This is a genomic window from Sphingomonas trueperi (assembly GCF_011927635.1).
GTDB classification, from domain to species: domain Bacteria; phylum Pseudomonadota; class Alphaproteobacteria; order Sphingomonadales; family Sphingomonadaceae; genus Sphingomonas; species Sphingomonas trueperi.
In genome coordinates, this window is record NZ_JAATJB010000005.1 from 190,012 (window position 1) to 215,654 (window position 25,643).

At 69.5% G+C, this 25,643-nt stretch carries 22 protein-coding genes; 20 read left to right on the plus strand and 2 right to left on the minus strand.

Annotation, left to right across the window (positions count from 1 at the left end; all coding sequences use genetic code 11):
* Positions 1–346: 346 nt before the first annotated feature.
* The 18 genes from GGR89_RS10425 (at position 347) to GGR89_RS10510 (ending at position 21,994) form a co-directional block, all read left to right on the plus strand.
* Positions 347–829 (plus strand): division/cell wall cluster transcriptional repressor MraZ, encoded by a 483-nt coding sequence (locus tag GGR89_RS10425; RefSeq protein ID WP_121078307.1) that lies wholly within the window; start codon positions 347–349, stop codon positions 827–829.
* On the plus strand, positions 826–1,773 hold the full coding sequence (rsmH, locus tag GGR89_RS10430; protein WP_125972116.1) for a 16S rRNA (cytosine(1402)-N(4))-methyltransferase RsmH: 948 nt from the start codon (positions 826–828) through the stop codon (positions 1,771–1,773). Before GGR89_RS10425 ends, rsmH begins: the two co-directional genes overlap by 4 nt.
* Positions 1,773–2,426, plus strand: coding sequence for a hypothetical protein (locus tag GGR89_RS10435; RefSeq protein ID WP_125972118.1), 654 nt, complete (start codon positions 1,773–1,775; stop codon positions 2,424–2,426). The genes rsmH and GGR89_RS10435 overlap by 1 nt, the downstream gene beginning before the upstream one ends.
* Positions 2,423–4,126 carry a peptidoglycan D,D-transpeptidase FtsI family protein gene (locus GGR89_RS10440; protein ID WP_125972120.1) on the plus strand — a complete coding sequence of 568 codons (1,704 nt, stop codon included), beginning with the start codon at positions 2,423–2,425 and terminating at the stop codon, positions 4,124–4,126. The genes GGR89_RS10435 and GGR89_RS10440 overlap by 4 nt, the downstream gene beginning before the upstream one ends.
* A complete protein-coding gene (locus GGR89_RS10445) occupies positions 4,123–5,538 on the plus strand; it encodes a UDP-N-acetylmuramoyl-L-alanyl-D-glutamate--2,6-diaminopimelate ligase (protein WP_125972122.1) in 1,416 nt (471 codons plus the stop codon). The genes GGR89_RS10440 and GGR89_RS10445 overlap by 4 nt, the downstream gene beginning before the upstream one ends.
* Positions 5,535–6,920: a UDP-N-acetylmuramoyl-tripeptide--D-alanyl-D-alanine ligase gene (locus tag GGR89_RS10450; protein ID WP_125972124.1), complete on the plus strand. Its 1,386-nt coding sequence runs from the start codon at positions 5,535–5,537 to the stop codon at positions 6,918–6,920. Before GGR89_RS10445 ends, GGR89_RS10450 begins: the two co-directional genes overlap by 4 nt.
* Complete coding sequence (gene mraY / locus GGR89_RS10455; RefSeq protein ID WP_125972127.1) at positions 6,908–7,981, plus strand: phospho-N-acetylmuramoyl-pentapeptide-transferase; 1,074 nt, start codon at positions 6,908–6,910, stop codon at positions 7,979–7,981. The genes GGR89_RS10450 and mraY overlap by 13 nt, the downstream gene beginning before the upstream one ends.
* Positions 7,978–9,366: a UDP-N-acetylmuramoyl-L-alanine--D-glutamate ligase gene (murD, locus tag GGR89_RS10460; RefSeq protein WP_125972129.1), complete on the plus strand. Its 1,389-nt coding sequence runs from the start codon at positions 7,978–7,980 to the stop codon at positions 9,364–9,366. The genes mraY and murD overlap by 4 nt, the downstream gene beginning before the upstream one ends.
* Positions 9,363–10,595 (plus strand): FtsW/RodA/SpoVE family cell cycle protein, encoded by a 1,233-nt coding sequence (locus GGR89_RS10465; RefSeq protein ID WP_125972131.1) that lies wholly within the window; start codon positions 9,363–9,365, stop codon positions 10,593–10,595. Before murD ends, GGR89_RS10465 begins: the two co-directional genes overlap by 4 nt.
* Positions 10,592–11,746, plus strand: a complete 1,155-nt coding sequence (gene murG / locus GGR89_RS10470; protein WP_167712884.1) for an undecaprenyldiphospho-muramoylpentapeptide beta-N-acetylglucosaminyltransferase — start codon at positions 10,592–10,594, stop codon at positions 11,744–11,746. The genes GGR89_RS10465 and murG overlap by 4 nt, the downstream gene beginning before the upstream one ends.
* Positions 11,743–13,155 carry a UDP-N-acetylmuramate--L-alanine ligase gene (gene murC, locus GGR89_RS10475; RefSeq protein ID WP_125972135.1) on the plus strand — a complete coding sequence of 471 codons (1,413 nt, stop codon included), beginning with the start codon at positions 11,743–11,745 and terminating at the stop codon, positions 13,153–13,155. Before murG ends, murC begins: the two co-directional genes overlap by 4 nt.
* Before the next feature lie 220 nt (positions 13,156–13,375).
* Positions 13,376–14,260 (plus strand): UDP-N-acetylmuramate dehydrogenase, encoded by an 885-nt coding sequence (gene murB / locus GGR89_RS10480; protein ID WP_125972186.1) that lies wholly within the window; start codon positions 13,376–13,378, stop codon positions 14,258–14,260.
* On the plus strand, positions 14,257–15,177 hold the full coding sequence (locus tag GGR89_RS10485; RefSeq protein WP_125972137.1) for a D-alanine--D-alanine ligase: 921 nt from the start codon (positions 14,257–14,259) through the stop codon (positions 15,175–15,177). The genes murB and GGR89_RS10485 overlap by 4 nt, the downstream gene beginning before the upstream one ends.
* A complete protein-coding gene (locus tag GGR89_RS10490; RefSeq protein WP_125972139.1) occupies positions 15,174–16,148 on the plus strand; it encodes a cell division protein FtsQ/DivIB in 975 nt (324 codons plus the stop codon). The genes GGR89_RS10485 and GGR89_RS10490 overlap by 4 nt, the downstream gene beginning before the upstream one ends.
* Positions 16,148–17,410: a cell division protein FtsA gene (ftsA, locus tag GGR89_RS10495; RefSeq protein ID WP_125972141.1), complete on the plus strand. Its 1,263-nt coding sequence runs from the start codon at positions 16,148–16,150 to the stop codon at positions 17,408–17,410. Before GGR89_RS10490 ends, ftsA begins: the two co-directional genes overlap by 1 nt.
* Before the next feature lie 112 nt (positions 17,411–17,522).
* Entirely contained in the window at positions 17,523–19,007 is a 1,485-nt protein-coding gene (gene ftsZ / locus GGR89_RS10500) for a cell division protein FtsZ (protein ID WP_125972143.1), read from the plus strand.
* An 84-nt stretch (positions 19,008–19,091) separates the two neighbouring features.
* Positions 19,092–20,789, plus strand: coding sequence for an SPOR domain-containing protein (locus GGR89_RS10505; RefSeq protein WP_125972145.1), 1,698 nt, complete (start codon positions 19,092–19,094; stop codon positions 20,787–20,789).
* A gap of 38 nt (positions 20,790–20,827) precedes the next feature.
* Positions 20,828–21,994: a deoxyguanosinetriphosphate triphosphohydrolase gene (locus tag GGR89_RS10510; protein ID WP_125972147.1), complete on the plus strand. Its 1,167-nt coding sequence runs from the start codon at positions 20,828–20,830 to the stop codon at positions 21,992–21,994.
* 210 nt (positions 21,995–22,204) lie between these two features.
* Here the strand turns inward: GGR89_RS10510 and GGR89_RS10515 are convergent, their stop codons facing one another.
* Positions 22,205–23,020 (minus strand): TorF family putative porin, encoded by an 816-nt coding sequence (locus GGR89_RS10515; protein WP_125972149.1) that lies wholly within the window; start codon positions 23,018–23,020, stop codon positions 22,205–22,207.
* 247 nt (positions 23,021–23,267) lie between these two features.
* Between GGR89_RS10515 and GGR89_RS10520 the strand changes: the two genes are divergently transcribed.
* Positions 23,268–23,534: a hypothetical protein gene (locus tag GGR89_RS10520; RefSeq protein ID WP_164542597.1), complete on the plus strand. Its 267-nt coding sequence runs from the start codon at positions 23,268–23,270 to the stop codon at positions 23,532–23,534.
* 90 nt (positions 23,535–23,624) lie between these two features.
* Here GGR89_RS10520 and GGR89_RS10525 read toward each other — a convergent pair whose 3' ends face one another.
* On the minus strand, positions 23,625–23,906 hold the full coding sequence (locus GGR89_RS10525; protein WP_084580441.1) for a hypothetical protein: 282 nt from the start codon (positions 23,904–23,906) through the stop codon (positions 23,625–23,627).
* A gap of 239 nt (positions 23,907–24,145) precedes the next feature.
* Between GGR89_RS10525 and GGR89_RS10530 the strand changes: the two genes are divergently transcribed.
* A complete protein-coding gene (locus GGR89_RS10530; protein ID WP_125972153.1) occupies positions 24,146–25,639 on the plus strand; it encodes a DUF1800 domain-containing protein in 1,494 nt (497 codons plus the stop codon).
* Positions 25,640–25,643: the final 4 nt, after the last annotated feature.

Below are 25,643 nucleotides of genomic sequence, written 5' to 3' on the forward strand. Positions count from 1 at the left end.
TCCGGTGCTTGCGGGTCGTGCATGACAGTTTCGGCGTTGGCCTGATCGGTTCCCGGCTGCTGGCGCCATCCCCTTCACATTAAGCATTTTTCCGGATCAAGCATGGCTTGGGCAGGGGAGAAGCATGAACAAAAAGGGACATTATCGCGAAAAGCGCCCAGCGGTGGCGATCAGTGGCTGAAATTCCCGTGCCGTCCCCATCTGTCCCGTTGTCTCCCGCCCTATAATGTGATTAAAAGGGCACACTAAAGGGGGGCACGAACCCTTTCTCCCGAACAGCACCAGCAGGAACACGATTTCGCGTGATTCCGGCGGCGGGAGAGTCGTGCCCGGCTTGGGGTTTGGCGTGGCGGACAGGGAGCTCTTCGAAGGATTTGCGCTCCAGGCGGTCGACCAGAAGGGTCGCGTCGCCATACCCGCAGACCTGCGCGCTGCCGCCGAGCGCAATTCGGACGTCCGCCAGATCGTCGTCGGCGTGCATGCGGAGGATCCGTGCCTCTCCGCGCACGATACCGGCTGGTCGCGGACCAAGTACGAGCGCATTGACAAGCTGGACCAGCAGGCGCTCGATCGTGGCGAGCAGCCCAGCGTGCGCCCCAAGCGCCGCGCCTTCGGCATGGTCGAAAAGGCGCCGTACGATGACAGCGGGCGGTTCGTGCTGCCGCCCTTCTTCCGCGCCAAGGCCAAGATCCAGAAATGGGCGTTCTTCGTCGGCAGCGGCGACACGTTCGACATCTGGGCGCCCGACGAACTGCTCGCGAGCGAGACCGCCGATCCCGAACTCAAGGAAATCTGCCTGTACCTGATGCAGCAAAAGGGGGCGATGTGACCGACGCGCCCCACATCCCCGTGCTGCTCGACGAAGTGCTGGACGCGCTCGCGATTGCGCCCGGCGAAACCCATGTCGACGGTACCTTCGGCGCCGGCGGCTACACGCGCGCCATGCTCGGTGCGGGTGCCAGCGTTGTGGCGTTCGACCGCGATCCGACCGCGATCGCCAATGGTGCCCGCATCGTCGCGGAGAGCGCGGGGCAGCTCACCCTGATCCATGCGCCGTTCAGCCGGCTGGCCGAAGAGCTGGAGGCGCGCGGCCTGGCGCCGGTGGACGGCGTCGTGCTCGATATCGGCGTCTCCTCGATGCAGCTCGACCAGGCCGAGCGCGGCTTCTCGTTCCAGCAGGACGGGCCGCTCGACATGCGGATGGCGGGGGAGGGGATGAGCGCGGCCGACTGGCTCAACAATGCCGACGAGGGCGAGATCGCGGACGTGCTGTTCCACCTCGGCGAGGAGCCGCGCGCGCGCCGCGTGGCCAAGTTCATCGTGGAGGCGCGGCCGCTGACCCGCACCGCGGAGCTGGCGGCGGTGGTGCGCCGCGCGCTCGGCCATCGCCCGCACGACAAGAAGGATCCCGCGACGCGGACCTTCCAGGCGGTGCGCATCCACATCAACCGCGAACTGGACGAGCTGACCGACGTGCTGGCGGCCGCCGAGCGCGTGCTCAAGCCCGGCGGGCGGCTGGTGGTGGTGACCTTCCACAGCCTGGAGGACCGGCTGGTCAAGCGCTTCTTCCGCGAACGCAGCGGCAGCACGCCGGCGGGTTCGCGGCATCGCCCGGCGGTGGGGCCGCGGGCGGAACCGAGTTTTGAAACGCCCGCCAAGGCCGTGCGCCCTGGCGAGGCGGAGTTGGTGCGTAACCCACGCGCCCGTTCGGCAACGCTGCGCGCGGCGCGGCGGACCGAGGCGGCGCCGTGGTCCGGTGAGGATAAGGTGTGATGGCTGTCTATGGCTTCCGGGGGCTTGGCTGGTTCCTGTGCGGCGTCATCGTTGCGCCGACCTGCTATATGGTGACGTCGCACGGCGCGGCGGAACGGGCGAAGCTGCGCGCGATGGACTCCGCCATCGTCCAGGCGCACAAGGACATCCGTGGCCTCGAAACCGAATTCGACACCCGCGCCAACATGGCCCAGATCGAGCGCTGGAACGGCGACGTGCTGGCGATGAACGCGCCGCAGCCGCAGCAATATCTGGCCAGCGCCAGCGGGCTGGCGGCGCTCGACCAGCCGGCCCCGGCCGTACCCGGTGATGCCAAGGTGGAAACCGCGGCGCTCGTGATCCCGACCGGGCAGCGTCCGGTGGAGACGGCGGCGGCTGCCCAGCCGGTGGCGACCGCTGCGGCGGCACCGGTCAAGACGGTGGCGGCCAGGCCGGTGCAGACCGCGTCGGCGGCGCCGGTCAAGGCAGCACCCGTCAAGTCGACCGTGGTCCGCGTGGCGCAGTCCGATACCAAGCCCGGCCAGGATCTCGACCGGCTGATCCGCAAGATCGACAAGGCCCGGCTGGCCCAGCCCGATCGTCCGCTGCTCAGCGCCGCGACGATCAGCGATCTCCGCCGGGTGGCGAAGCGCGAGCAAACGGCGCAGCGATGATCGTCGTCGTCGCCCCTCCCGCGCGTTCGCGGGGTTCGGGCGGGGGGCGCGAGGCGCTCGTCGCGGTGGCGCAGTTGCGCCTGATGATTCTCTCGATCCTGTTCGGCGCGGGCGTGCTGGCGATCCTCGTCAAGCTCGCCTTTCTGGCGTTGTCGGCCGGGCCGGCCAGCCCGCGCGACCTGTCCAACGCGCTGGTCCCGGCGCGCGGCGACATCGTCGATCGCAACGGCACGCCGCTCGCCCGCAGCATCGATGCCTGGACGATCGCGATCCATCCCAACCAGGTGATCGGCGACAAGGCCGCGCTGGCGCAGAAGCTCGCCGAGCTGATTCCCGAGCGCAGCCAGGCGCAATATTATGCCCTGCTCAAGGCCGGCGGCAGCTTCGCCTTCCTCAAGCGCCGCGCGCTGCCCGAGCTGGTCAACCAGATGAACGCGCTCGGCGAACCGGCGATCGAGTTCCAGCGCGAGACCGACCGGCTCTATCCGCAGTCGGACATGGCGGCGCACGTGCTCGGCTATCTCGACGACAAGGGCCATGGCGTCACCGGCATGGAGAAGGTGCTGGAGGCGCGGCTGAGCGATCCGGCGCAGCGCGGCAAGCCGGTGACGCTTTCCCTGGATGCACGCGTCCAGGCGGCGCTGGAGAGCGAGTTGGGTCGCGCGATGACCGACCTGCAGGCGCGCGGCGCCGCCGCGGTGGTGCTCGACGTGCACACCGGCGAGGTTGTCGCGATGACCTCGCTGCCGAGCTTCAACCCCAACCAGCTGGTCGGGCCGCCGCCGCGCAACAACGTGACCCAGAGCGTCTACGAGCTCGGCTCCACCTTCAAGCCGATCGCGGTGGCAGCGGCGATCGATTCGGGCACGATCACCTCGATGTCGCGGCGCTTCGATGCGACCGCGCCGATGAAGGTCGGCCGCTTCACCATCCATGACGATCCGGGCGACGAGCAGTTTCGCTGGCTCAACATCCCGGAAACGCTGATCTATTCGTCCAACATCGCGACGGCACGGATCGCTGACGAGCTGGGCGCGGAGAAGATGCAGGACATGTTCCGCCGCCTCGGCTTCGACCAGCGGCCGAGCATCGAGATCGGCGCGGTGCGCCCGCTCTGGCCGGCGAACTGGGGGCGGATCACGGTGATGACCACCGCCTATGGCCATGGCATCGCGGTGACGCCGCTGCACCTCGCGGCTGCCTATGCCGCGATGGTCAATGGCGGCATCTGGCACCCGGCGACGCTGATGAAGGTGGACGCCGAGCATCCGGTGCAGGGCAGGCGGGTGCTGCAGGAATCGACCAGCTACCGGATGCGCCAGCTGCTGCGGCTGATCGTGCTCAAGGGCACCGGCCGCAAGGGCGAGGCGCCCGGCTACCGCGTCGCGGGCAAGACCGGCACCGCCGAGGCGGCGAGCGAGGGTGGCTACGACCATCACCGCAACGTCTCCACCTTCGCGGCGGCTTTCCCCGTCGACGCGCCGCGCTATGTGGTGGTCGCCATGCTCGACTCGCCCAAGGCCAATGCCACTACGCCGCGGACCACCGCGGCCTGGACCGTCGCGCCGGTCGTCTCGCGCCTGATCGCGCGGACCGGCGCCCTTCTGGGCATCGCGCCCGACAATGCCAAGGACATCGACGAAAGCGACCTGCTGCCGCTCGTCGATCGCTCCCCGGAGCCGAAAGCGACTGCCGAATGAAACTGGGACCCCTGATCGGCACCGCGGACGACGCGGTCGTCACCGGATTCGCGATCGATCACCGCAAGGTGGCGCCGGGCACGATCTTCGGCGCGTTCGAAGGCGCGCGGGTGAACGGCGAGGACTATATCGAGGCCGCCGTTCAGGCGGGCGCGATCGCCGTGGTGGCGCGGCCCGAGGCGAAGGTGGCAGGCGCGATGCACATCGCCGACGCCAATCCGCGCGCGCGCTTCGCGAACCTCGCCGCGCAGTTCTTTGCGCCGTTCCCGGCGGTCACCGCGGCGGTGACCGGCACCAACGGCAAGACCTCCACCGTCGAGATGACCCGCCAGCTGTGGCGGATGGCCGGCTTTCACGCCGCCTCGATCGGCACGCTGGGCGTGACCACGGCGGACGAGCGCGTCTCGACCGGGCTGACCACGCCGGACATCGTCACCTTCCTGTCCAACGTCGCCGGGCTCGCGCGCGAAGGGGTGACCCATGTCGCGTTCGAGGCCTCGTCGCACGGGCTGTCGCAATACCGTACCGAGGGGCTGCCGGTGCGCGCGGCGGCGTTCACCAATCTCAGCCGCGACCATCTCGACTATCACGGCGACATGGCGACCTATTTCACCGCCAAGCTGCGCCTCTTCGCCGAGGTGCTGGCCGAGGACGGCACGGCGGTGGTGTGGGCCGACGATCCGCATGCGCCGCAGGTCGAGGATCTCGCCCGGATGCGCGGCAACCGGCTGATCACGGTGGGCGAGCATGGCAAGACGCTGCGGCTGGTGTCGCGCACGCCCTCGCTACTCGGCCAGACGCTGGAGATCGAGGCGGGGGACAAGCTCCACACCGTGCGGCTGCCGCTGATCGGCGCCTATCAGGCGGCGAACGCGCTGACCGCGGCGGGGCTGGTGATCGCGACCGGCGGCGACGTGGGCGAAACGCTCGCCAATTGCGCGCGGCTGCAGCCGGTGCGCGGGCGGCTCGAGCGGGCGGTGATCGCCGCCAATGGCGCGCCGGTCTATGTCGATTATGCCCATACCCCCGATGCGCTGGAGGCGGCGATCGCGGCGCTGAAGCCGCATACCGACGGCCGGCTGATCCTGGTGTTCGGCGCCGGCGGCGATCGCGATCCCGGCAAGCGCGAACTGATGGGGCAGGTGGCGGCGTCGGGCGCCGACGTGGCGATCGTCACCGACGACAATCCGCGCACCGAGGATCCGGCCGAGATCCGCCGCGCGATCCTCAAGGGCGCACCGGAGGCGACCGAGATCGGCGACCGCCGCGCGGCGATAGCGGCGGCGATCGCGATGGCCGAGCCGCACGACATCGTGCTGGTCGCCGGCAAGGGACATGAGCAGGGCCAGATCGTCGGCGAGATGGTGCTGCCGTTCGACGATGTCGCGGTGGCGCGGGAGTGCGCGGCGTGACCTCGACGCTCTGGACCTCCGCGGAGATCGCCGCTGCCACGCACGGCACCGCCTCCGCCGACTTCACCGTTTCCGGCGTCGCCTTCGACTCCCGCGAAGTCGGCCCTGGCGACCTGTTTCTCGCGCTGAAGGGCGAGAGCACCGACGGGCATCGCTTCCTCGACCAGGCCTTCGCGCAGGGGGCGGCCGGTGCGGTGGTGTCCGACCCCACCGATCATCCCAGCATCCGCGTCGCCGATACCACCGGCGCGCTGAACGTGCTCGGTGCGGCTTCGCGCAAGCGGTCCTCGGCCAAGATCATCGGCGTCACCGGCTCGGTCGGCAAGACCGGCACCAAGGAGGCGCTGTTCGCCGCACTCGACCGGATCGATCCCGGCTGCGCGCACCGCTCGGTGAAGAGCTACAACAACCATACCGGCGTGCCGCTGAGCCTCGCCCGCATGCCGCGCGAAAGCCGCTACGGCGTGTTCGAGATGGGCATGAACCATGCCGGCGAACTCGCCCGGCTGACCCGGCTGGTGCGGCCGCATGTCGCCATCGTCACCGCCATCGCGCCGGCGCATCTCGGCTTCTTCGACAGCGTCGAGAAGATCGCCGACGCCAAGGGCGAGATCTTCCAGGGGCTCGGCGCGGGCGGCACTGCGATCGTGCCGTTCGACAGCCCCTATCGCGACCGGCTGCTCGACGCCGCGCGGCCCTATGCCAGCCGGATAGTCACCTTCGGGTTGGGCGAGGGCGCCGACTATCGCGCCGTCGAGACGATGCGCGCGCGGAGCGGCGGCACCTTCGTGATGGCCCGTTACGGCAATCGCGAGCTGAGCTTCACCATTTCCCAGCCGGGCGAGCATTGGGTGTCCAACGCGATGGCGATTCTCGCCGCAGTCGATGCGGTGGGCGGCGACCTCGAAGTCGCGGGGCTCGCGCTCGCCGAGATGGGCGGGCTTGCCGGTCGCGGCGCGCGGATGACCGTGTCCGTCGGCGACGGCACCGCGCTCGTCATCGACGAAAGCTACAACGCCAATCCCAGCTCGATGTGCGCGACGCTCAAGGTGCTGGCCGCCGAACCGGGGCGCAGGGTCGCGGTGCTCGGCGAGATGCGCGAGCTGGGCACCCACGCCGATGCCCTCCACGCCGAACTCGCCGATCCGATCACGCAAGCCGGGGTGAGTCGTGCCATTTTGGTGGGCGAAGCGATGGCGCCGCTGGCCGCCGCGCTTGAGGGACGGCTGGATTTCGTCCATGTGGCCGATGCTGCGGCCGCGAAGGCTGCGCTTGAATCGACGCTCGCGCCGGGCGACGCGGTTCTCATCAAAGGGTCGAACGGCGTGCGGCTGGCGACGATCGTCGCGGCGCTGGCGGAAAGGCAATCATGCTCTATCTGATCGCGGAGCAGCTGGGTTTTCCCGGCGTCCTCAATCTCTTCCGGTATTTGTCGTTCCGCACCGGCGGGGCGGTGGCGACCGCGCTGCTGCTGGGGCTGCTGATCGGGCCGAAGTTCATCGGCTGGCTGCGGCTGCGCCAGGGCAAGGGCCAGCCGATCCGCACCGACGGACCGCAGAGCCACCTCGCCAAGCGCGGCACGCCGACGATGGGCGGGCTGATGATCCTGACCAGCCTGACGCTGGCGCTGCTGATCTGGATGGACCTGCGCAACGCCTATGTGTGGGCGTGCATGTTCGTGACTCTCGGCTTCGGCATGATCGGCTTCCTCGACGATTACGACAAGGTGCGGAAGCAGAAGACCGCGGGCGTCTCCGGCAAGGTGCGGCTGCTCGGCGAGTTCCTGATCGCCGGCATCGCCAGCGCGATCATCCTCTTTGCCGAGGGCAATACCCAGCTCTACGTGCCGTTCCTCAGCTGGGTGCACCCGGATCTCGGCTATTTCTACATCGCCTTTGCGGCGTTCACGATCGTGGCGTTCGGCAATGCGGTGAACCTCACCGATGGGCTCGACGGCTTGGCGACGATGCCGGTGGTGATCGCGGGCATGGCGTTCATGCTGATCGCGTACCTGGCCGGCAACAAGATCTACGCGACGTACCTCGGCATCCCCCACGTGCCGGGCGCGGGCGACCTCGCCATCTTCTGCGGCGCGATGATCGGGGCGGGGCTCGCCTTCCTGTGGTTCAACGCGCCGCCGGCCGCGGTGTTCATGGGCGATACCGGCAGCCTGGCGCTGGGCGGGGCGATCGGCACGATTGCCGTCACCACCCATCACGAGCTGGTCCTAGGCATCATCGGCGGTCTGTTCGTGATGGAGGCGCTGAGCGTCATCATCCAGGTGTTCTTCTTCAAGCGCACCGGCAAGCGCGTGTTCCGCATGGCGCCGATCCACCACCATTTCGAACAGCTCGGCTGGTCGGAGCCGACCGTGGTGATCCGCTTCTGGATCATCGCCTTCGTACTGGCGCTGGCCGGTCTCGCGACGCTCAAGCTGCGGTGATCACCAGCCCCGCCTGGCGCGGCAAACGCTTCGCGGTGCTCGGGCTCGCACGCTCGGGCGCGGCGACCGTGCGCGCGCTGCTGGCCAGCGGGGCAGGGGTGCTGGCGTGGGATGCGAACGAGGCGGCGCGGGAGTCTTTGTCTCCCTCTCCCCGCTTGCGGGGAGAGGGTCGGGGAGAGGGGCCTGTCGATGGCGCGTCGCACTTGCCCCTCTCCCCAACCCTCTCCCCGGAAGGGGAGAGGGAGCTTTTGCTCGCCGATCCGCTGACTACCGATCTCACCGACTGTGCCGGCATGGTCGTCTCCCCCGGCGTGCCGCTCAACCGGCACCCGATCGCGGCGCACGCCCGCGCGGCCGGCGTGCCGCTGATCGGAGACATCGAGCTTTTCGCGCAAGCGCGCGCCGATCTGCCCGCGCACCGCGTGGTCGGCATCACCGGCACCAACGGCAAGTCGACCACCACCGCGCTGATCCACCACATTATCGAGACCGCGGGCACCCCCACGCGGCTGGGCGGCAATATCGGCCTGCCGATCCTCGGCCAGGATCCGCTTCCCGCAGGCGGCGTCTATGTGCTGGAGCTGTCGAGCTACCAGATCGACCTGACCCACAGCCTCGACTGCGACGTCGCGGTGCTGCTCAACATCACGCCGGACCATCTCGATCGCTATGACGGCTTCGAGGGCTATGCCGCGTCCAAGGCGCGGCTGTTCGCGATGCAGTCCAAGGGGCATGCGGCGATCATCGGCCTCGGCGATGCGGCCTCGGCGAACATCGCCCGGCAGGTGGCGCTGTCCGGCCGCAGCGAGGACGTGACCAGGATCGCGCCCGGCGTGTGCATGGACCAGTCACGCTGGCCGGCGCTGCAGGGGCCGCACAATGCGCAGAACGCGCTCGCCGCGATCGCCGCCTGCGAGGCGCTGGGCATCGACCGCGCCGCGATCGACAAGGGGCTGGAGAGCTTCCCCGGCCTGCCGCACCGCATGGAGCGGATCGCGACGCGGAACGGCGTGGTCTTCGTCAACGACAGCAAGGCGACCAACCCGGAATCGACCGCCCCCGCGCTCGCGGCGTTCCCGCGCATCCACTGGATTCTCGGCGGCGTCGCCAAGACCGACAGCCTGGAGGCCTGCCGCCCCGGCTTCGGCCATGTCGTGCGTGCCTATACGATCGGCGAGGCGGGGCCGCTGTTCGCCCGGCTGCTGGAGGGCGAGATGCCCGTCGAGCAATCCGGCACGCTGGAGGCCGCCGTCCACGCCGCCGCCGCCCAGGCCCGGCCGGGCGAGGCGGTGCTGCTGTCGCCGGCCTGCGCCTCGTTCGACCAGTTTCGCGACTTCGAGCATCGCGGCGATGCCTTCCGTGCCGCCGTGGAGGCGCTCGGGTGAGCCGCCAGCCGGGAGACGCGGACGAGAACAAGGGCGGCCTACCGCGTATCTCCAACCAGCTCAGCCGCGCCAGCAAGTCCCGCGCGGGCATGTGGTTCTGGGAAGTGGACCGCGTGCTGCTGTTCCTGCCGCTGCTGCTCATCGCGATCGGGCTGGTGGCGGTCGCCGCCGCCTCGCCCGCGACCGCGCGGCGCTATTCGGATGCGACGCATATCGTCCAGCCGATGTATTATTTCTGGCGGCAGCTGATGTGGGTGTGCATCTGCGTGCCGGTGCTGATCCTCGTCTCGATGCTGCCGACCTCGCTGGCGCGGCGGCTGTCGCTGGCGGGCGCGCTGGTCTTTCTCGGCCTGATGATGCTGCTGCCGATCATCGGGCACGAGGTGAACGGCGCCAAGCGCTGGATCAGCCTGGGCATTTCGGACCTGCAGCCGTCCGAGTTCCTGAAACCGATGTTCATCGTCTCGACCGCCTGGATCCTCTCGTTCCGCGCCAAGGATCCCGAGCTGCCGGTGATGATCGTCACCGGCGCGATCACCGCGCTGATCGCGGTGCTGCTGATGCTCCAGCCGGACTTCGGCCAGACCATATTGTTCGGCACGGTGTGGGTGATCCTGCTGATGCTCTCCGGCATCTCGCCCGCTGCGATCGCGAGCCTGGGCGGCATGGCAGTGGCGGGGGTGGTCGCGGCCTATCTGTTCTATGGCACCGCGCGCACCCGCATCGACAATTTCCTGTTCCCCACCAAGGAAGCCGCGCTCGCCGATCGCTATCAGGTGGAGATGGCGCACGACACGCTGACCGCCGGCGGGCTGTTCGGCGCGGGGCCGGGCAGCGGCCAGATCAAGTTCCGCCTGCCCGAGGCGCATACCGACTATATCTTCTCGGTGATCGGCGAGGAGTTCGGGCTGATCGCCTGCGGCATCATCGTGCTGCTGTACCTCGCCATCGTCGTCCGCGTGCTGATGAAGCTGCTCGACGAGGAGGATCCGTTCCGGCTGCTCGCCGCCGCCGGCCTCGCCTCGCAGTTCGGCGTGCAGGCGCTGATCAACATGGCGGTGAACACCGGCATCGCGCCGTCCAAGGGCATGACGCTGCCGTTCATCAGCTATGGCGGCTCGTCGATGATCGCGCTGTCGATCGGCTATGGCCTGCTGCTCGCTTTCACGCGACGAAACCCGTATCTGAAGCGGTCTCCCTATACCGGCCGCTGGAGCAAAGCCGCATGACCGAACGCCGCAGTTACGTCCTCGCCGCCGGTGGCACCGGCGGGCACATGGTGCCCGCAGCGGCCCTCGCGGTGGAGCTCGCACGGCGCGGGCATCAGGTGGCGCTGGTCAGCGACGAACGCGGCGTGCGCTTTCCCGGCCTGTTCGAGGGCGTCGAGACGCATGTGCTGCCCGCCGGGCGGCTGGGCGGCGGGCCGATCGGCTATCTCAAGGCAGCGCGGCAGATGCTGGCGGGCCGGGCGATGGCGCGCAAGCTCTACAAGCAGCTGCGTCCCGCCGCGGTGATCGGCTTCGGCGGCTATCCGGCCTTTCCGGCGCTCTCGGCGGCGTCCAGCGCCCGCATCCCCACCGTGATCCACGAGCAGAACGCGGTGCTGGGCCGGGTCAACCGGCTGGTCGCGGGCCGTGTGGCGGCGATCGCCACCTCCTACGACAAGGTCGAGCGGATGAAGCCCGGCTGGGACGTGAAGACCCACCTCACCGGCAATCCGGTGCGCGAGGCGGTGCTGGCGCTGCGGGCCAAGCCCTATCCGATGCTCGAGGAAGACGGGCTGTTCCGCGTGCTGGTGACCGGCGGCAGCCAGGGCGCCTCGATCCTCAGCCAGGTGGTGCCCGACGGGCTCGCGCTGCTGCCGGTGCATTTCCGCCGCCGGCTCCAGGTGACGCACCAGGCGCGCATCGAGGACATCGAGATGGTCCGCGCCAAATATCAGGAACACGAGATCCCGGCCGAGGTCGCCACCTATCTGCCCGACATGCCCGAGCGGCTCGCCTGGGCGCATCTGGTGATCGCGCGGGCAGGGGCGTCGACCATCGCCGAGCTGACCGCCGCCGGGCGTCCCGCGATCCTGGTGCCGCTGCCCAGCGCCACCGACGACCACCAGACCGCCAATGCGCGCGAGATCACCGAGGCCGGCGGCGCGCGGACCATCCCGCAGCGCGCCTTCACCGCGCAGGAACTGGCCAAGCAGATGCAGAAGCTGGGGCTCGACACCAAGGCGCTGGAGAATGCGGCGGCGCGCGCCCGCGGCGTCGGCCGGCCCGATGCGGTGCGCGACCTCGCCGATCTCGTCGAATCGATCCACGCACCCCGCGCCCCGGTGGGGAAGGTGCAGAAAGCAAACAAGAACGGAAGGCCAGCTTACGCATGAAGGGCGTCGCCACCGACATCGGTACCATTCACTTCGTCGGCATCGGCGGCATCGGCATGTCGGGCATCGCCGAGGTGATGCATAACCTCGGCTACAAGGTGCAGGGCTCGGACGTCGCCGATAGCTACGTCGTCCAGGGCCTGCGCGATCGCGGCATTCCGGTGACGATCGGCCATGCCGCCGAGAATCTGGGCGAGGCGGCGGTGGTGGTGGTCTCCACCGCGATCGTCCGCACCAACCCCGAGGTGGAAGCGGCCTATCAGAACCGCATCCCCGTGGTGCGCCGCGCCGAGATGCTCGCCGAGCTGATGCGGCTCAAGTCCACCATCGCGGTGGCGGGCACCCACGGCAAGACGACGACGACCTCGATGGTCGCGGCGCTGCTCGACGCGGGCGGGGTGGACCCGACCGTGATCAACGGCGGGATCATCAACCAGTACGGCTCCAACGCCCGGCTGGGCGACAGCGATTGGATGGTCGTGGAGGCCGATGAGAGCGACGGCAGCTTCCTGCGGCTCGACGGCACCTATGCGATCGTCACCAATATCGATCCCGAGCATCTCGACCATTATGGCTCGTTCGAGAAGGTCAAGGCGGCGTTCGTCGAGTTCGTCGAGAATGTGCCCTTCTACGGCGCGGCGCTGCTCTGCCTCGATCACCCGGAAGTGCAGGCGATCATCCCGCGCGTTCGCGACCGGCGGATCGTCACCTATGGCTTCGCTGCCAGCGCCGATGTGCGCGGCGTGAACGTGACGCCGCATGCCGGGGGCAACCGGTTCGAGGCGATCATCCGCAACCGCGACGGCACCACCCGCTCGATCGAGAATATCGAGCTGCCGATGCCGGGCCGCCACAATGTCCAGAACGCGCTGGCCGCGATCGGCGTGGCGCTGGAGCTCGGCATTCCGGATGCGACGATCCAGCAGGGTTTCGCCAAGTTCGGCGGGGTCAAGCGGCGCTTCACCAAGGTCGGCGAAGTCGCGGGCGCGGCGATCATCGACGATTATGGGCACCACCCGGTGGAGATCCGCGCGGTACTGGCGGCGGCGCGCGAGAGCACGCGCGGCCGGGTGATCGCGGTGGTGCAGCCGCACCGCTATTCGCGGCTGGGCAATCTGATGGACGAGTTCGCCCAGGCGTTCAACGACGCCGACATGGTGTATGTGGCGCCGGTCTATCCGGCGGGCGAGGCGCCGATCGAGGGCGTTCATGCCGATGCGCTGGTCGAGCAGATCTCGCATCGCGGGCACCGCGCGGTAGCGGCGACCACCGACGCGACGGCGCTGGCGACTGCACTCGGCGGCGTGGTGCGCGAGGGCGACATGGTGGTGTGTCTCGGTGCGGGCGACATCACGAAATGGGCTGCGGGTCTCGCACCGGCGATCGCGGCTGCGCGGGGGGAAGCGTGAGCCTGGCGATGACTTCATTCCTCCCCTGCGAACGCAGGGGAGGGGGACCGCGCTGCGCAGCAGCGTGGTGGAGGGGCCGCCGCGACAGCGGCGGTGGCCTTCCGTTGCAGCGTGCTCCGCGCCTGACGGCGCGGCCCCTCCACCACCGCCTGCGGCGGCGGTCCCCCTCCCCGAGCTTCGCCCGGGGAGGAACTTGCGTGCTGGAGCGCGGTCTGTGAACATGCCCCCCGTTCGCGGCAAACTCACGCCCGACGCCCCGCTTGCGCCGCTGGTGTGGTTCAAGAGCGGCGGCGCGGCGGAGTGGCTGTTCGAGCCCGCCGATGCCGACGACCTCGCATCCTTCCTCGCCGCACTTGATCCGGCCGTCCCTGTAATGGGCTTGGGCCTAGGCTCGAACATGATCGTTCGTGACGGCGGCGTGCCCGGCGTGGTGATCCGCCTCGGCAAGGCGTTCGCCGTGGTCGAACAGCTCGACGACGTCACCCTGCGATGCGGCGGCGGTGCTTCGGGCATCCTCGTTTCGTCCAGGGCGCGCGACTGGGGCATCGGCGGCGTCGAGTTCCTGCGCTCGATCCCCGGCACCGTCGGCGGCTTCGTGCGAATGAACGGCGGCGCCTATGGCCGCGAGACCTGCGACATCCTCGTCGAATGCGAAGTCGTCCTCCGCTCGGGCGAGCGGCGTACGCTAGGGAATGCCGATCTCGGCTACACCTATCGCCACAGCAGCCTGCCCGAGGGCGCGATCGTGGTCAGCGCCACCTTCCGCGGCTTCCCCAAGCCCTCGGACGCAATCCAGGCCGAGATGGACCGCATCGCCGCCGCGCGCGAGGAATCGCAGCCGCTGCGCTCGAAGACCGGCGGCTCGACCTTCAAGAACCCGGAGGGTCACAAGGCCTGGGCGCTGGTCGACGCGGCCGGCTGCCGGGGCCTGCGCCGCGGCGACGCGCAGGTCAGCGAGAAGCATTGCAACTTCCTCCTCAACCTGGGGGAAGCGACCAGCGCCGATATCGAAGCGCTGGGCGAGGACGTCCGCGCGCGGGTCAAGGCGCAGTCGGGCGTCGAACTGGAGTGGGAGATTCAGCGCGTGGGTGTTGCGGGTAAATGACGAAGAATCTCCACATCGCCGTATTGATGGGCGGCTGGTCGGCCGAGCGCGAGGTATCGCTGATGTCGGGGGGCGGCGTCGCCGATGCGCTGGAGAGCCTCGGCCACCGCGTCACCCGGATCGACCTGGACCGCGACGTCGCCGCCAAGCTCGCCGAGGCCAAGCCGGACGTGGTGTTCAACGCGCTCCACGGCACCCCGGGCGAGGATGGCAGCGTGCAGGGCATGCTCGACCTGATGGGCATCCGCTATACCCACTCCGGTATGGTGACCTCGGTGATCGCGATCGACAAGCAGCTGACCAAGCAGGCGCTGGTGCCGCACGGCATCCCGATGCCCGGCGGGCGGATGGTGTCGCGCGAGGAGCTGTATCGGCAGGATCCGCTGCCGCGCCCCTATGTGCTGAAGCCGGTCAACGAAGGCTCGTCGGTGGGCGTGGCGATCGTCACCGCCGAGAGCAATGTCGGGAACCCGATTCACCCGGATGCGCGCGGGCCCTGGCAGGAGTTCGAGGAGCTGCTGGCCGAGCCGTTCATCCGCGGGCGCGAGCTGACCACCGCGGTGCTGGGCGACCAGGCGCTGGGCGTCACCGAACTGAAGCCCAAGAGCGGCTTCTATGACTATGAATCCAAATACACCGACGGCCTCACCGAACACGTCTTCCCGGCGAAGATCCCGGACGATGTGGCGGAAGCGTGCAAGCGGATCGCGCTCGACGCGCACCGGCTGCTCGGCTGCAAGGGCGCCTCGCGCGCCGATTTCCGCTGGGACGATACGCAGGGCGTGGACGGGCTGTTCCTGCTTGAGGTCAACACCCAGCCGGGCATGACCCCGCTCAGCCTGGTGCCCGAACAGGCGCGCCATCTCGGCATCGACTATGCTAGTCTCGTGCAACGGATCGTCGAGGAGGCATTGTGAGCCGCAGGCCCGCCCAAGCGCAGCGCGCGACCACCCGGCGCGGCGAGAAGCCGAAGCCGCGCGGCACCGCGCGCCGGCCGCAGCGGGCGAGCGTGCTCGACCAGGCGATCGCCGGGCTGCCGATGAGCCCGGAGACGCTGCACAAGGTCACCACGTGGAGCATCGTCGGCGCGGTCGCCGCGGTGGTGCTGACCGTCGGGATTCTCGCGGGCGTACCGCAGATGATCGGGGTGGGCTTCGCGCAGGCGGTGGGCGATGCCGGCCTCAAGGTCGACGAGATCCAGATCGACGGATTGAAGCGGATGGACCGCGCCACGGTCTATGAGCAGGTGCTCGACCAGGACTCGCGTGCGATGCCGCTGGTCAGCCTGGAGGAGGTGCGGCAGCGGCTGCTGAAGTTCCCCTGGGTGAAGGACGCACGCGTCTCGCGCCGCCTGCCGTCGACGCTGCACATCGCGATCGAGGAGCGCACGCCGGCCGCCGTCTGGCAGAACCATGGCCAGCTGATGCTGATCGATCCCTCGGGCGTGCCGCTGGAGCCGGTCTCCCTCGAGGCGATGCCCGATCTGCCGTTGCTGATCGGCGAAGGCGCCAACACCCAGGAAGCCGCGCGCAAGCATCTGCTCGAGACGCAGCCCGGCCTCAAGGCGCTGGTCAAGGCGACCAGCTGGGTCGGCAATCGCCGCTGGGACCTGTTCTTCACCTCGGGCGAGAAATTGCAGCTGCCCGAGGGCGAGGACGAGGCGATCGCAGCGCTCAAGAAATTCGTCCAGATCGACGGCACGCAGCGGCTGCTGGGTCGTGGCTATGTCGGATTTGACATGCGCGACGCGAACAAGTTGGTTGTGCGTCGGCAGGGCGTGATCGAGCCGCCGCCGCCGGTATCCTCCGCGCCGACGGCGGCACCGACCGCGCCAACGACGACGACGACAACGCCGCCGCCGGCGGGCACCGGCGCAGGGGAAGGTTGATGGCGAAGGCTGCACCCGAAGGGTTGATCACCGCGCTCGACGTGGGATCGTCGAAGGTCTCGGCGCTGATCGCGCAGCGCACCGACGAGGGCAATCTGATCGTGCTCGGCACCGGCCAGCGCGAGAGCCGGGGCGTCAAGCGCGGCTATGTCGCCGACATGCACGCGACCGAAATCGCGATCCGCGAGGCGGTGGAGCAGGCCGAGCGGATCGCCGGGTTCAACATCGAGGATGTCTGGGTCAGCTTCTCGGCGGGCGGGCTGGTCTCCAGCGTGGTCAAGGTGGAGGCGGATCTGGGCGGCCACCGGGTCGAGCAGGCCGATATCGACGATCTGCTCAAGGCCGGGCGCGGCGCGATCGATCCGCAGGGGCGGATGGTGCTCCACGCGCAGCCGACCCGCTACACGGTGGACGGGCTGGGCGGCGTCAAGCGGCCGCTGGGGCTGCATGCCGATCGGCTGGGGGTCGACGTGCACGTCGTCACCACCGACGGCTCGCCGGTGCGCAACCTCGATCTGTGCGTCCGCTCGGCGCATCTCGAGGTCCGCTCGATCATCGCCGCACCGGTCGCGACCGGGCTCGCCTGCCTGACCGAGGAAGAGCGCGAGCTGGGTGTCGCGCTGGTCGAGATCGGCGCGGGCGTGACCAACGTGTCCGTTTTCGCGCAAGGGGTGCTGGCGGGGCTGGCCTCGATCCCGATGGGCTCGGCCGACATTACCGACGACATCGCCGCCGCCTTCGGCACCGCGCGCGCCTGGGCCGAGCGGACCAAATGCTTCCACGGCTCGGCCAATCTCTCCCCGCGCGACAATCGCGAGACGATCGACGTCGCGCCGGCGACCGCGGACGAGGGCACCGAAGGCCCGCGCATCACCAAGGCGGCGCTCAACACGGTCATCCGCCAGCGGCTGGAGCGGCTGATCGCCGAGATCAGCAAGGAGCTGAAGAAGCTCAACTTCCAGGAGCCGGTGGGCCGCCAGATCGTGCTGACCGGCGGCGGCGCCGAACTGGCCGGAATCGCCGATTATGCTCAGCAGGCGCTGGGCAACGCGGTGCGCGTCGGGCGCCCGCGGGGCTTGCTCGCCATGCCCAATGCGCATGCCGGCCCGGCCTTCTCTACGCTGGCCGGGCTCACCCAGTTTGCCGCGGCCGATCCGATCGACCTGCGCACGCTGGAGCCCAGCCGGCACCAGCTGGTGACGCGGGCGAGCCCGGGCGCGCTTTTCCAGCGGTTGATCGCGGCGTTCCGGGCGAATTATTGAAGAAAAGCGAATGCCGGGGTGCTAGGGATGGCTGGAGTCGTCGCTTCGCTTCGTGCATCAGAGAATATCAGGCTGTGCAGCGTGCGCGTGCGCTGCCACGGGAGACCATAGAATGAGTATCGATTTCCTTCCGCCCGACGTGGACGAACTGACGCCGAAGATCGCGGTGATCGGGGTTGGCGGCGCTGGCGGCAATGCCATCGCCAACATGATCCGCGCCGAGGTGCAGGGCGTCGAGTTCCTGGTCGCAAACACCGACGCGCAGGCGCTGAAGCAGTCGGTCGCGCCGCAGCGCATCCAGCTCGGCGCGAAGATCACGCAAGGGCTCGGCGCCGGCTCGCGGCCCGAGATCGGCCGTGCCGCGGCGGAAGAGACGATCGAGCAGGTCCAGCAGTCGCTCGAAGGCGCGCATATGTGCTTCATCGCCGCCGGCATGGGCGGCGGCACCGGCACGGGTGCGGCGCCGGTGATCGCCAAGGCGGCGCGCGAGATGGGCATCCTCACTGTCGGCGTGGTCACCAAGCCGTTCGCCTTCGAGGGCAAGCGCCGCGCGCAATCGGCCGAGGCGGGCATCGAAGAGCTGCAGAAGTATGTCGATACGCTGATCGTCATCCCGAACCAGAACCTCTTCCTGATCGCCAATGCGAACACGACCTTCAAGGAAGCGTTCGAGATGGCCGACGAGGTGCTGCAGCAGGGCGTGCGCGGCATCACCGACCTGATGGTGATGCCCGGCCTGATCAACCTCGACTTCGCCGACGTCCGTTCGGTGATGCAGGAGATGGGCAAGGCGATGATGGGCACGGGCGAGGCGGACGGCGACGACCGCGCGCTGATCGCCGCCCAGAAGGCGATCGCCAACCCGCTGCTCGACGGCGTGAGCATGAACGGCGCCAAGGGCGTGATCGTATCGATCACCGGCGGCGAGGACATGCGCCTGCTCGAGGTGGACGAGGCCGCGAACCACATTCGCGAGCTGGTCGATCCGGACGCGAACATCATCTGGGGGTCGGCGTTCAACTCGGAGCTGGAGGGCCGCATCCGCGTGTCGGTGGTCGCCACCGGCATCGACGCGAATGTCGAGAACCGCCCGGCGGCGCCGGCCGAGCAGCCGCGCGTCTTCTCCTTCTCCACCCCGCGCCGCACCACCGGTGCTGCCGCGCCGGAGCCGGTAGCGGCGCCCGCACCGGCCCCTGCTGCGCCCGAACCCGCACCCGCCCCGGTTGCCGAGGCCGCTCCCGCGCCGGCACCCGTCGCGCCGACGCCCGAGCCGGTCGCCGCCGCGCCTGCGCCGGCCCCCGAGCCGACCCCGCCGGCCCCGGCTTCGGACGAGCTGCTGCTCGGCGCCGAAGCGATGGTCCCGGCGCCGGCCCCGGCTCCCGCCGCTGCGCCCGCTCCGGCGTCCGAGGCACCGGCCGGCCGCCGTCGCTGGCTGACTGGCGGCGACGAGGATGCCGATACCCGGCCGCGCCCCAAGACCGGCGGCACGCTGTTCGAGCGCATGGCCTCGGCCTCGCGCGGCAGCAAGGCTACCGAGGAAGAGGACAAGGATCCGCTCGACATCCCGCGGTTCCTGCGCAGCCAGAACAACCAGTAAGGCGCAGGGGTGGCACGGTTCGCCGGGCCACCCCTTGCCCCGTCAGCGGCGGTTCAGCGCCGCGGCACTAGCGGTTAGCCCAGCATGATCAGCAAGAAACATCTCGGCATCGGCGCGTTCGCGTCGGCGCTGCTCCTCGGCGCACATCCGGCGTTCGCGCAGAGCGAAGTGGTGCAGGCGCACAATCCCGATGCGGATGCGCTCGCCACCCAGATGCGCGTGCTCGCCGAGAACCCGCGCGACATCGAGGCGCTGGTCGCGGCGGCGCGGCTGAGCACGCGGCTGGGCGATCTGTCGGGCGCGCTGGCGCTGCTCCAGCGGGCGGAAGACATCGAGGCGACCAACCCGCGGATCGCCAGCAACCGCGCCGCGGTGCTGGTGCGGCAGGGGCGGCCGGGCGAGGCGCTCAAGCTGTTCCAGCAGGCCGAGCAGCGCGGTGTCGATCCGCGCGAGTTCGCCGCCGATCGCGGCTTCGCCTATGACCTGCTCGGCCAGCCCCTGCTCGCCCAGCGCGACTATAAGCTGGCGCTGGCGACCAAGCGCGAGAACGACGTGGTGCGGCGCTATGCGTTGTCGCTCGGCATCAGCGGCGATCGGGCCGGGGCCGAGCGCGAACTCGATGCGCTGCTGCGGGCGCAGGACCGCGCGGCGTGGCGCGACCGCGCCTTCATCCTGGCGATGAACGGCGATGTCGCGGGGGCCGAGAAGATCGCGGGCACGGTGCTGCCGGGCGCGGCGGGCAAGAACCTGCTGCCCTTCTTCCGCCGGATCGCGACGCTGGGCCCCGCCGATCGCGCCTTCGCGGTGCATTTCGGCGAGCTGACGCCGACGCCGGCGCGGCTGGCCGATGCGCGGATGGCGCCCTCGCTGCCGGCCTATACCGGCCCCGCGCCGGTGCAGATCGCGCAGACTGCGCCGGTGACGCCTGCCGCCATGTCGGTGCGCACCGATATGCGCGGGCGTCGCGGTGCCTCGACGCCGAAGACCGCGTCGGTTCAGGTCGCCAGGGCGGACGTGGCACCCGTCGCCCGTACCGTGCCGAGCCAGCCCGTGCCGCAGTCGGTGGTGCCGCAACCGACGTCCACGCGGCAGCCGAGCCCCGCGCCCCGGCCGATCGTCCAGCCGACCCCGGCGCCGCAGCCCGAGGTCCGCTACGTCGCGCCCGCCAATTCGCCGCTCGCCTCGATCATCGCGACTATCGACGTGCCGGCCAGCGAGCGGACGCCGGCGGCGCGCCCGAGTACCGTCGCGCCAAAGCCGATCGTTGCGGCCAAGCCGACGATCACCGTCCGGCCCAAGCCCGAGCCCAAGCGGCCGATCGTCGCGGACGAGGAAGAGGCCGGGCCCGCAAAGCCCGGCGCTCGCAAGGGCGCCAAGGCCGGGGACGAGGCCGACACCAGGCCCACCAGGCCCGGCACGAAGAAGGGGGGCAAGCCCGCGGACGACGAGGACGCCAAGCCGGTCAAGGGCAAGAAGTCCGAGCCCAAGAAGCCCGATCCGAAGAAGGCCGATCCCGAACGCGTCTGGGTGCAGGTGGCGAGCGGCGCCAACGAATCCACCGTCGACCGTGCCTGGAAGGGCGTCGCGGCCAAGTCGCCCAAGCTCTTGAAGGCACGCGGCGGCTGGTGGATGCCGTTCAAGGCGACCAACCGCATCGTCACCGGGCCGTTCAAGACGAGCGGCGAGGCGCAGGCCTTCGTCAACAAGCTGGCGGGGGAGGGGGTCTCGGCCTTCGTCGTCACCAGCGCGGCGGGGCAGAAGGTCAGCAAGATCGCGCCTTGACCCTTCGCAAGGCCGTCCGGCTGGGCTAGGGCGCGCGGGTGAAACAGCTTTCCTCCTGGGCCTGTACGCCCGCACGGACGCGCGGTCGCCTGCATCCCGAAGCGGGCGGCGGTGCGCGCGGCCCGCGCGACGCCTTCCAGCGCGACCGCGACCGGATCATCCATTCGATCAGCTTCCGCCGGCTGCGCCACAAGACGCAGGTGTTCCTCGCCCCCGATGGCGACCATTTCCGGGTGCGGCTGACCCACAGCCTGGAGGTCGCCCAGATCGGCCGCGCGATCGCCCGCGCGCTGGGGCTGAACGAGGACCTTACCGAGGCGCTGTGCCTTGCGCATGACATCGGCCATCCGCCCTTCGGCCATGCCGGCGAAGATGCGCTGGAGGCGGCGCTGGCGGGGAAGGGCGGCTTCGACCATAACGGCCATACGCTGCGCACGCTGACCCTGCTCGACAGCCCCTATCCCTCGTGGAACGGGCTGAACCTGACCTGGGACACGCTGGAGGGCCTGGCCAAGCACAACGGCCCGATCCACGAACCGCAATGGGCGCTGGCCGCGGCCGATGCCGAGTTCCCGCTCGAGCTCGACAGCTGGCCCTCGCTCGAGGCGCAGGTCGCGGCGATCGCCGACGACATCGCCTATGACAATCACGACATCGACGACGGGCTGCGCGCCGGGCTGCTGACGCTCGACCAGATCATGGCCGTGCCGATGATCGCCGTGGCCTGGGCGGATGTGCAGGCGCGCTTCCCCGGCGTGGGTGCCAAGCGGCTGACCGGTGAGCTGATCCGCTCGCAGATCGGGCTGATGGTCAACGACTTCATCGGCGAGACTCGGGCGCGGATCGCGGAGTCGGGGGTGGAGACGGTCGACGACGTGCGGAGGGCCGGGCGCTGCCTGGCGGGCTTCTCGCCCGCGATGCGCGACGCCGAGCGCGGGCTGAAGCGGTTCATGTACGCCAATCTCTACCACCATCCGAGCCAGCTGGCGGCGGCGGCCTCGGCGCGGCAGGTCGTGTCGGGGTTGTTCGCGGGCTATGTCGCCGACCCAGGCCTGATGCCGGCGGAATGGCGCGAGGCGCTGCCCGCGGAGGAGCCCTGGCGCAGCCGCCACATCGGCGACTTCATCGCCGGCATGACCGATCGCTACGCCATCGCGCGGTATCTGGAAGTGTGCGGCACGATCGAGCTGCCCGAGGGCTTCTGATGTTCGTTCCCCTCCCGTTTGCGGGAGGGGCTAGAGCGTTTTCACCTTGGGCGAAGACGCTCTAGGTTTTCGATTGCCGCATTTTCCGAGTCGTTGACCGTAAACGGTCAACTTGAAAATGCTCTAGGGGAGGGGCTGCTCCGCCGCAGCGATGTTGCCACGTCAGTCCCTACCCCGTCCCCTCCCGCAAGCGGGAGGGGTGCCTTCGCGTCAGAACGCCGCGCTCACCGAGAACACCACCTGGCTGCCCGCGATCGTCGAGCCGTCCTTGGTGCTGGAGAAATTGGGCAGCAGATATGCGCTGTCGCGCTTGGTGATGCTGGTGTCGACATAGGCGACGCCGAGCACCACCTTGCCCAGCGCCAGGTCGGCACCGACCAGCCAGTCGGCATAGCTGCCGGTCGGCGCGACGCTGGTGCCGTTCGGGCCGAGGCCCTTGTTGCCGTCCGAATAGCCGAGATGCGCCTTCAGCGTGATCGGGGTCTTCGGTACCGCCGTGCTGACATCGCCCCAGAGATAGAGATTGTCTTCCTTGTCGCCCTCGCGGCTCTCGGGCGTGTTGCTCCAGTTGCCGAGTGCCTGCTGCGGCGGCGCATAGGCGACGCCGGCCAGCGCCGAGACCGGCCCGATGCTGCCGCTCAGCTTCACATAAGGCTCGGCGAAGTCGGTCTTGGAGGCGCCGCCCGGATACATGTACCAGGTGACGCCCACGTCGAGCGCGGCGCCGCCGCCGATCGGCAGCTTGTAGCCGCCGACCACGTCCAGCTCCATGTTGGCGCCGCCGAACGTACCCCAGCCCGACAGGTTGGAGCCCCAGAGCGAGCCGTAGAGGCCGCTTTCATGGGTGACCGTGAGACCGCCCTGGACCGCCATTTCCTTGTCGGTCTGCGAGACGCCGCGGAAGCGATAGTCGGAGACGAGCGCGACGCTGCCCGAGACGGTGACCGGTGGGGGCGGGGCGTTTTCCTGCGCATAAGCGGGCGCGGAGAGGCCGAGCAGGGCTGCGGCGGCAAGACGAATCTTCATGGAAACTTCCCTCTCGGTAGCGAGTGAAAGTTCCAGCCTGCGCCGGTGCGGCGACCCATTCTCGAGGACGGGACTGTCGCGCCGATGTTACATCTTCGCGCTGCAGCATGGCCGATTCGTGGCTGAATTGTAATAAAGTGTTGCTGGTCGCTGGGCCGAAGCAGAGGCAATCTTTCGTTACAGCCGCGCAAGTGTAACGCAACGCCCGGTGGGTAGAAGATCGGGGCAGGAGAGGATGCGACCGATCATGAGCGACGCCATCGGGAAGCTTGCACCCATCGCACTGATGTCTGCGATCATGGTGGTCACGCCCGCGGCGGCCCAGTCGCTCCACGAAACCCATGCGCGGGTATGGATGCCGGCCGGCAAGAGCCAGATCGTTACCTGGCGGATGAAGGACCACAAGCCCGCCGCCACCCAGGCACATCATCAGGCCGGCAAGCACCCGTATCTGCCGACCCGTAGGGCGGCAACCGACGAGGCCGGGCGCGGCACCGCAGGCACCCGTCACTAAGTTTCAGTTCCGTCCCCCCAGAACGGAAAACCCCGCGGTCGCCCAGGCGGCCGCGGGGTTCTTGTTTTTCCGGGAGCCGGTGGGCGTCGCTTAGCGCGACGCGACCTGCACCTTGGTCACCTTGGGAACGCGGAACGACACGCGGGTACCGGCGGCGTTGCCATCGACCCAGCCGTTGCGCACGACGAGGCGGAAGTTCTGGTTGCCCGGCTTGGCGACGCCTTCGAGGATCTGCACGTCGCCCTTGACGGTCGAGGTGTAGGTGTAGGTCACGCCGTCGCGGGTGAAGCTGCGGGCGTCAGCGTTGTCGGCTGCGAAAGCGGGCGCGGCGGCGAACAGGGTAGCGGCGAGTGCGATGGTGAAACGGGTCACGATCTTTCTCCTTCGTTGGGCCAAAAGAGCCAGATCGGCATCCTTCGTATGTTCTTGATAGACGTTTTGTTGCGCTGCAGCAGATTCGGCAACCGCAAAGCGCGGGGGTCATGATTGCAGTCCGCGCAACTGTTCGGACACGGGACGAACGGCTCGCCGATGCGACGAGCGGAGCGGCGCTGGCAAACTCCTGCGACAATCGCGCGGTAGAAGGCGCACCGGTCAGCGGAGTGTAGCCGATGGCGGGTATGAGTATCGCGTTGAATCGCTTCGGTTTGGGTGCGCGCCCCGACGATAGCCTGGGGGACGAGCCGCGCGCGTGGCTGGCGCAGCAGCTGGAGCGCTATGTCGTGGCACCGCCGCCGATGGCGGGGCAGCCGGCCAGCGGCACGCTGGTTGCGCAATTCGCCGCCTATCGCGCACAGATTTCGCAGTTGCGGAAAACCGCAGGGCCTTCAGCGCCGCCGCCATCGATACCCTCCAGGCCTGCCGCGGCGATGGCGCCGCCGGTGCCGCAGCCGCCGATCGTCCAGACCGGCGACGGTCCCGCCGAGGCGCTGCGCAAGCAGTTCGCCCAGCAAAGCCGCGCGCTCTACAATGGCGCCGTCACCGCCCGCGCGTTGGCCGCGCTCCAGTCGCCGGCACCCTTTGCCGAGCGGCTGGTGCATTTCTGGGCCAATCACTTCGCCGTCTCGGGCGACAAGATGGAGGTGACCAACCTCGCCGGCGCCTTCGAGTTCGAGGCGATCCGCCCGCATGTGATGGGCAGCTTCCGCGACATGCTGTTCGCGGTGGAGCGGCATCCGGCGATGCTGCTGTTCCTCGACCAGGCGGTGTCGGTGGGGCCGAACAGCCCGCTGGCGGTCCGCGCCGCCAATCGCCCGAACGTGCGCCGCAACCTCGGCCTCAACGAGAATCTCGCGCGCGAGATCCTGGAATTGCACACGCTCGGCGTCCGCACCGGCTACAGCCAGGCCGACGTCACCGAGTTCGCCCGCGCCATGACCGGCTGGACGGTCGCCGGCTTCGGTCGCGGACCGGTCGCCAAGTTCACCGGTGCCAGCGGCCGCCCGGGCGACTTCGTCTTCGCCGACGCGCTGCACGAGCCGGGCACGCGTACCATCCTCGGCCAGCCATGGCCGCAGGCGGGCGAGGCGCAGGCCGCCGCGGTGCTCGACCATCTCGCCACGCATCCCGCCACCGCCCGGCACATCGCCACCAAGCTCGCCCGCCATTTCGCCGGCGACGATCCGCCGCCAAAGCTCGTCGCGCGGCTGGAGGCGAATTTCCGCAAGACCGGGGGCGACCTGCCGAGCCTCTATCGCACCCTCATTGCCTCGCCAGAATGCTGGGCGCCGGGGACGGTGAAGTTCAAGTCACCCTGGGAATGGTCGATTTCGGCGATGCGCGCGCTCGGCACCCGGCAGCTCCAGCCGAACGCCATGCCGGGGCTGATGAACCAGCTCGGCCAGCCGGTGTGGAAGCCGGGCTCGCCGGCGGGGTGGGACGACGTGACGGGCGCTTGGGCCGGGCCCGATGCGGTGCTCCGCCGGGTCGAGGCCGCCGAGCGGATGGCGCAGCGCACCCGCGACCAGATCGATCCGCGCGCCCGCGCCGCCGCGATGTTCCCGGAGGCGTTGAGCCCCGCCACGACCCAGGCGATCGCGCGGGCGGAAAGCAACAGCCAGGGGGTCGCACTGCTGCTGGTCGCGCCCGAGTTCCTGCGGAGATAGCGTC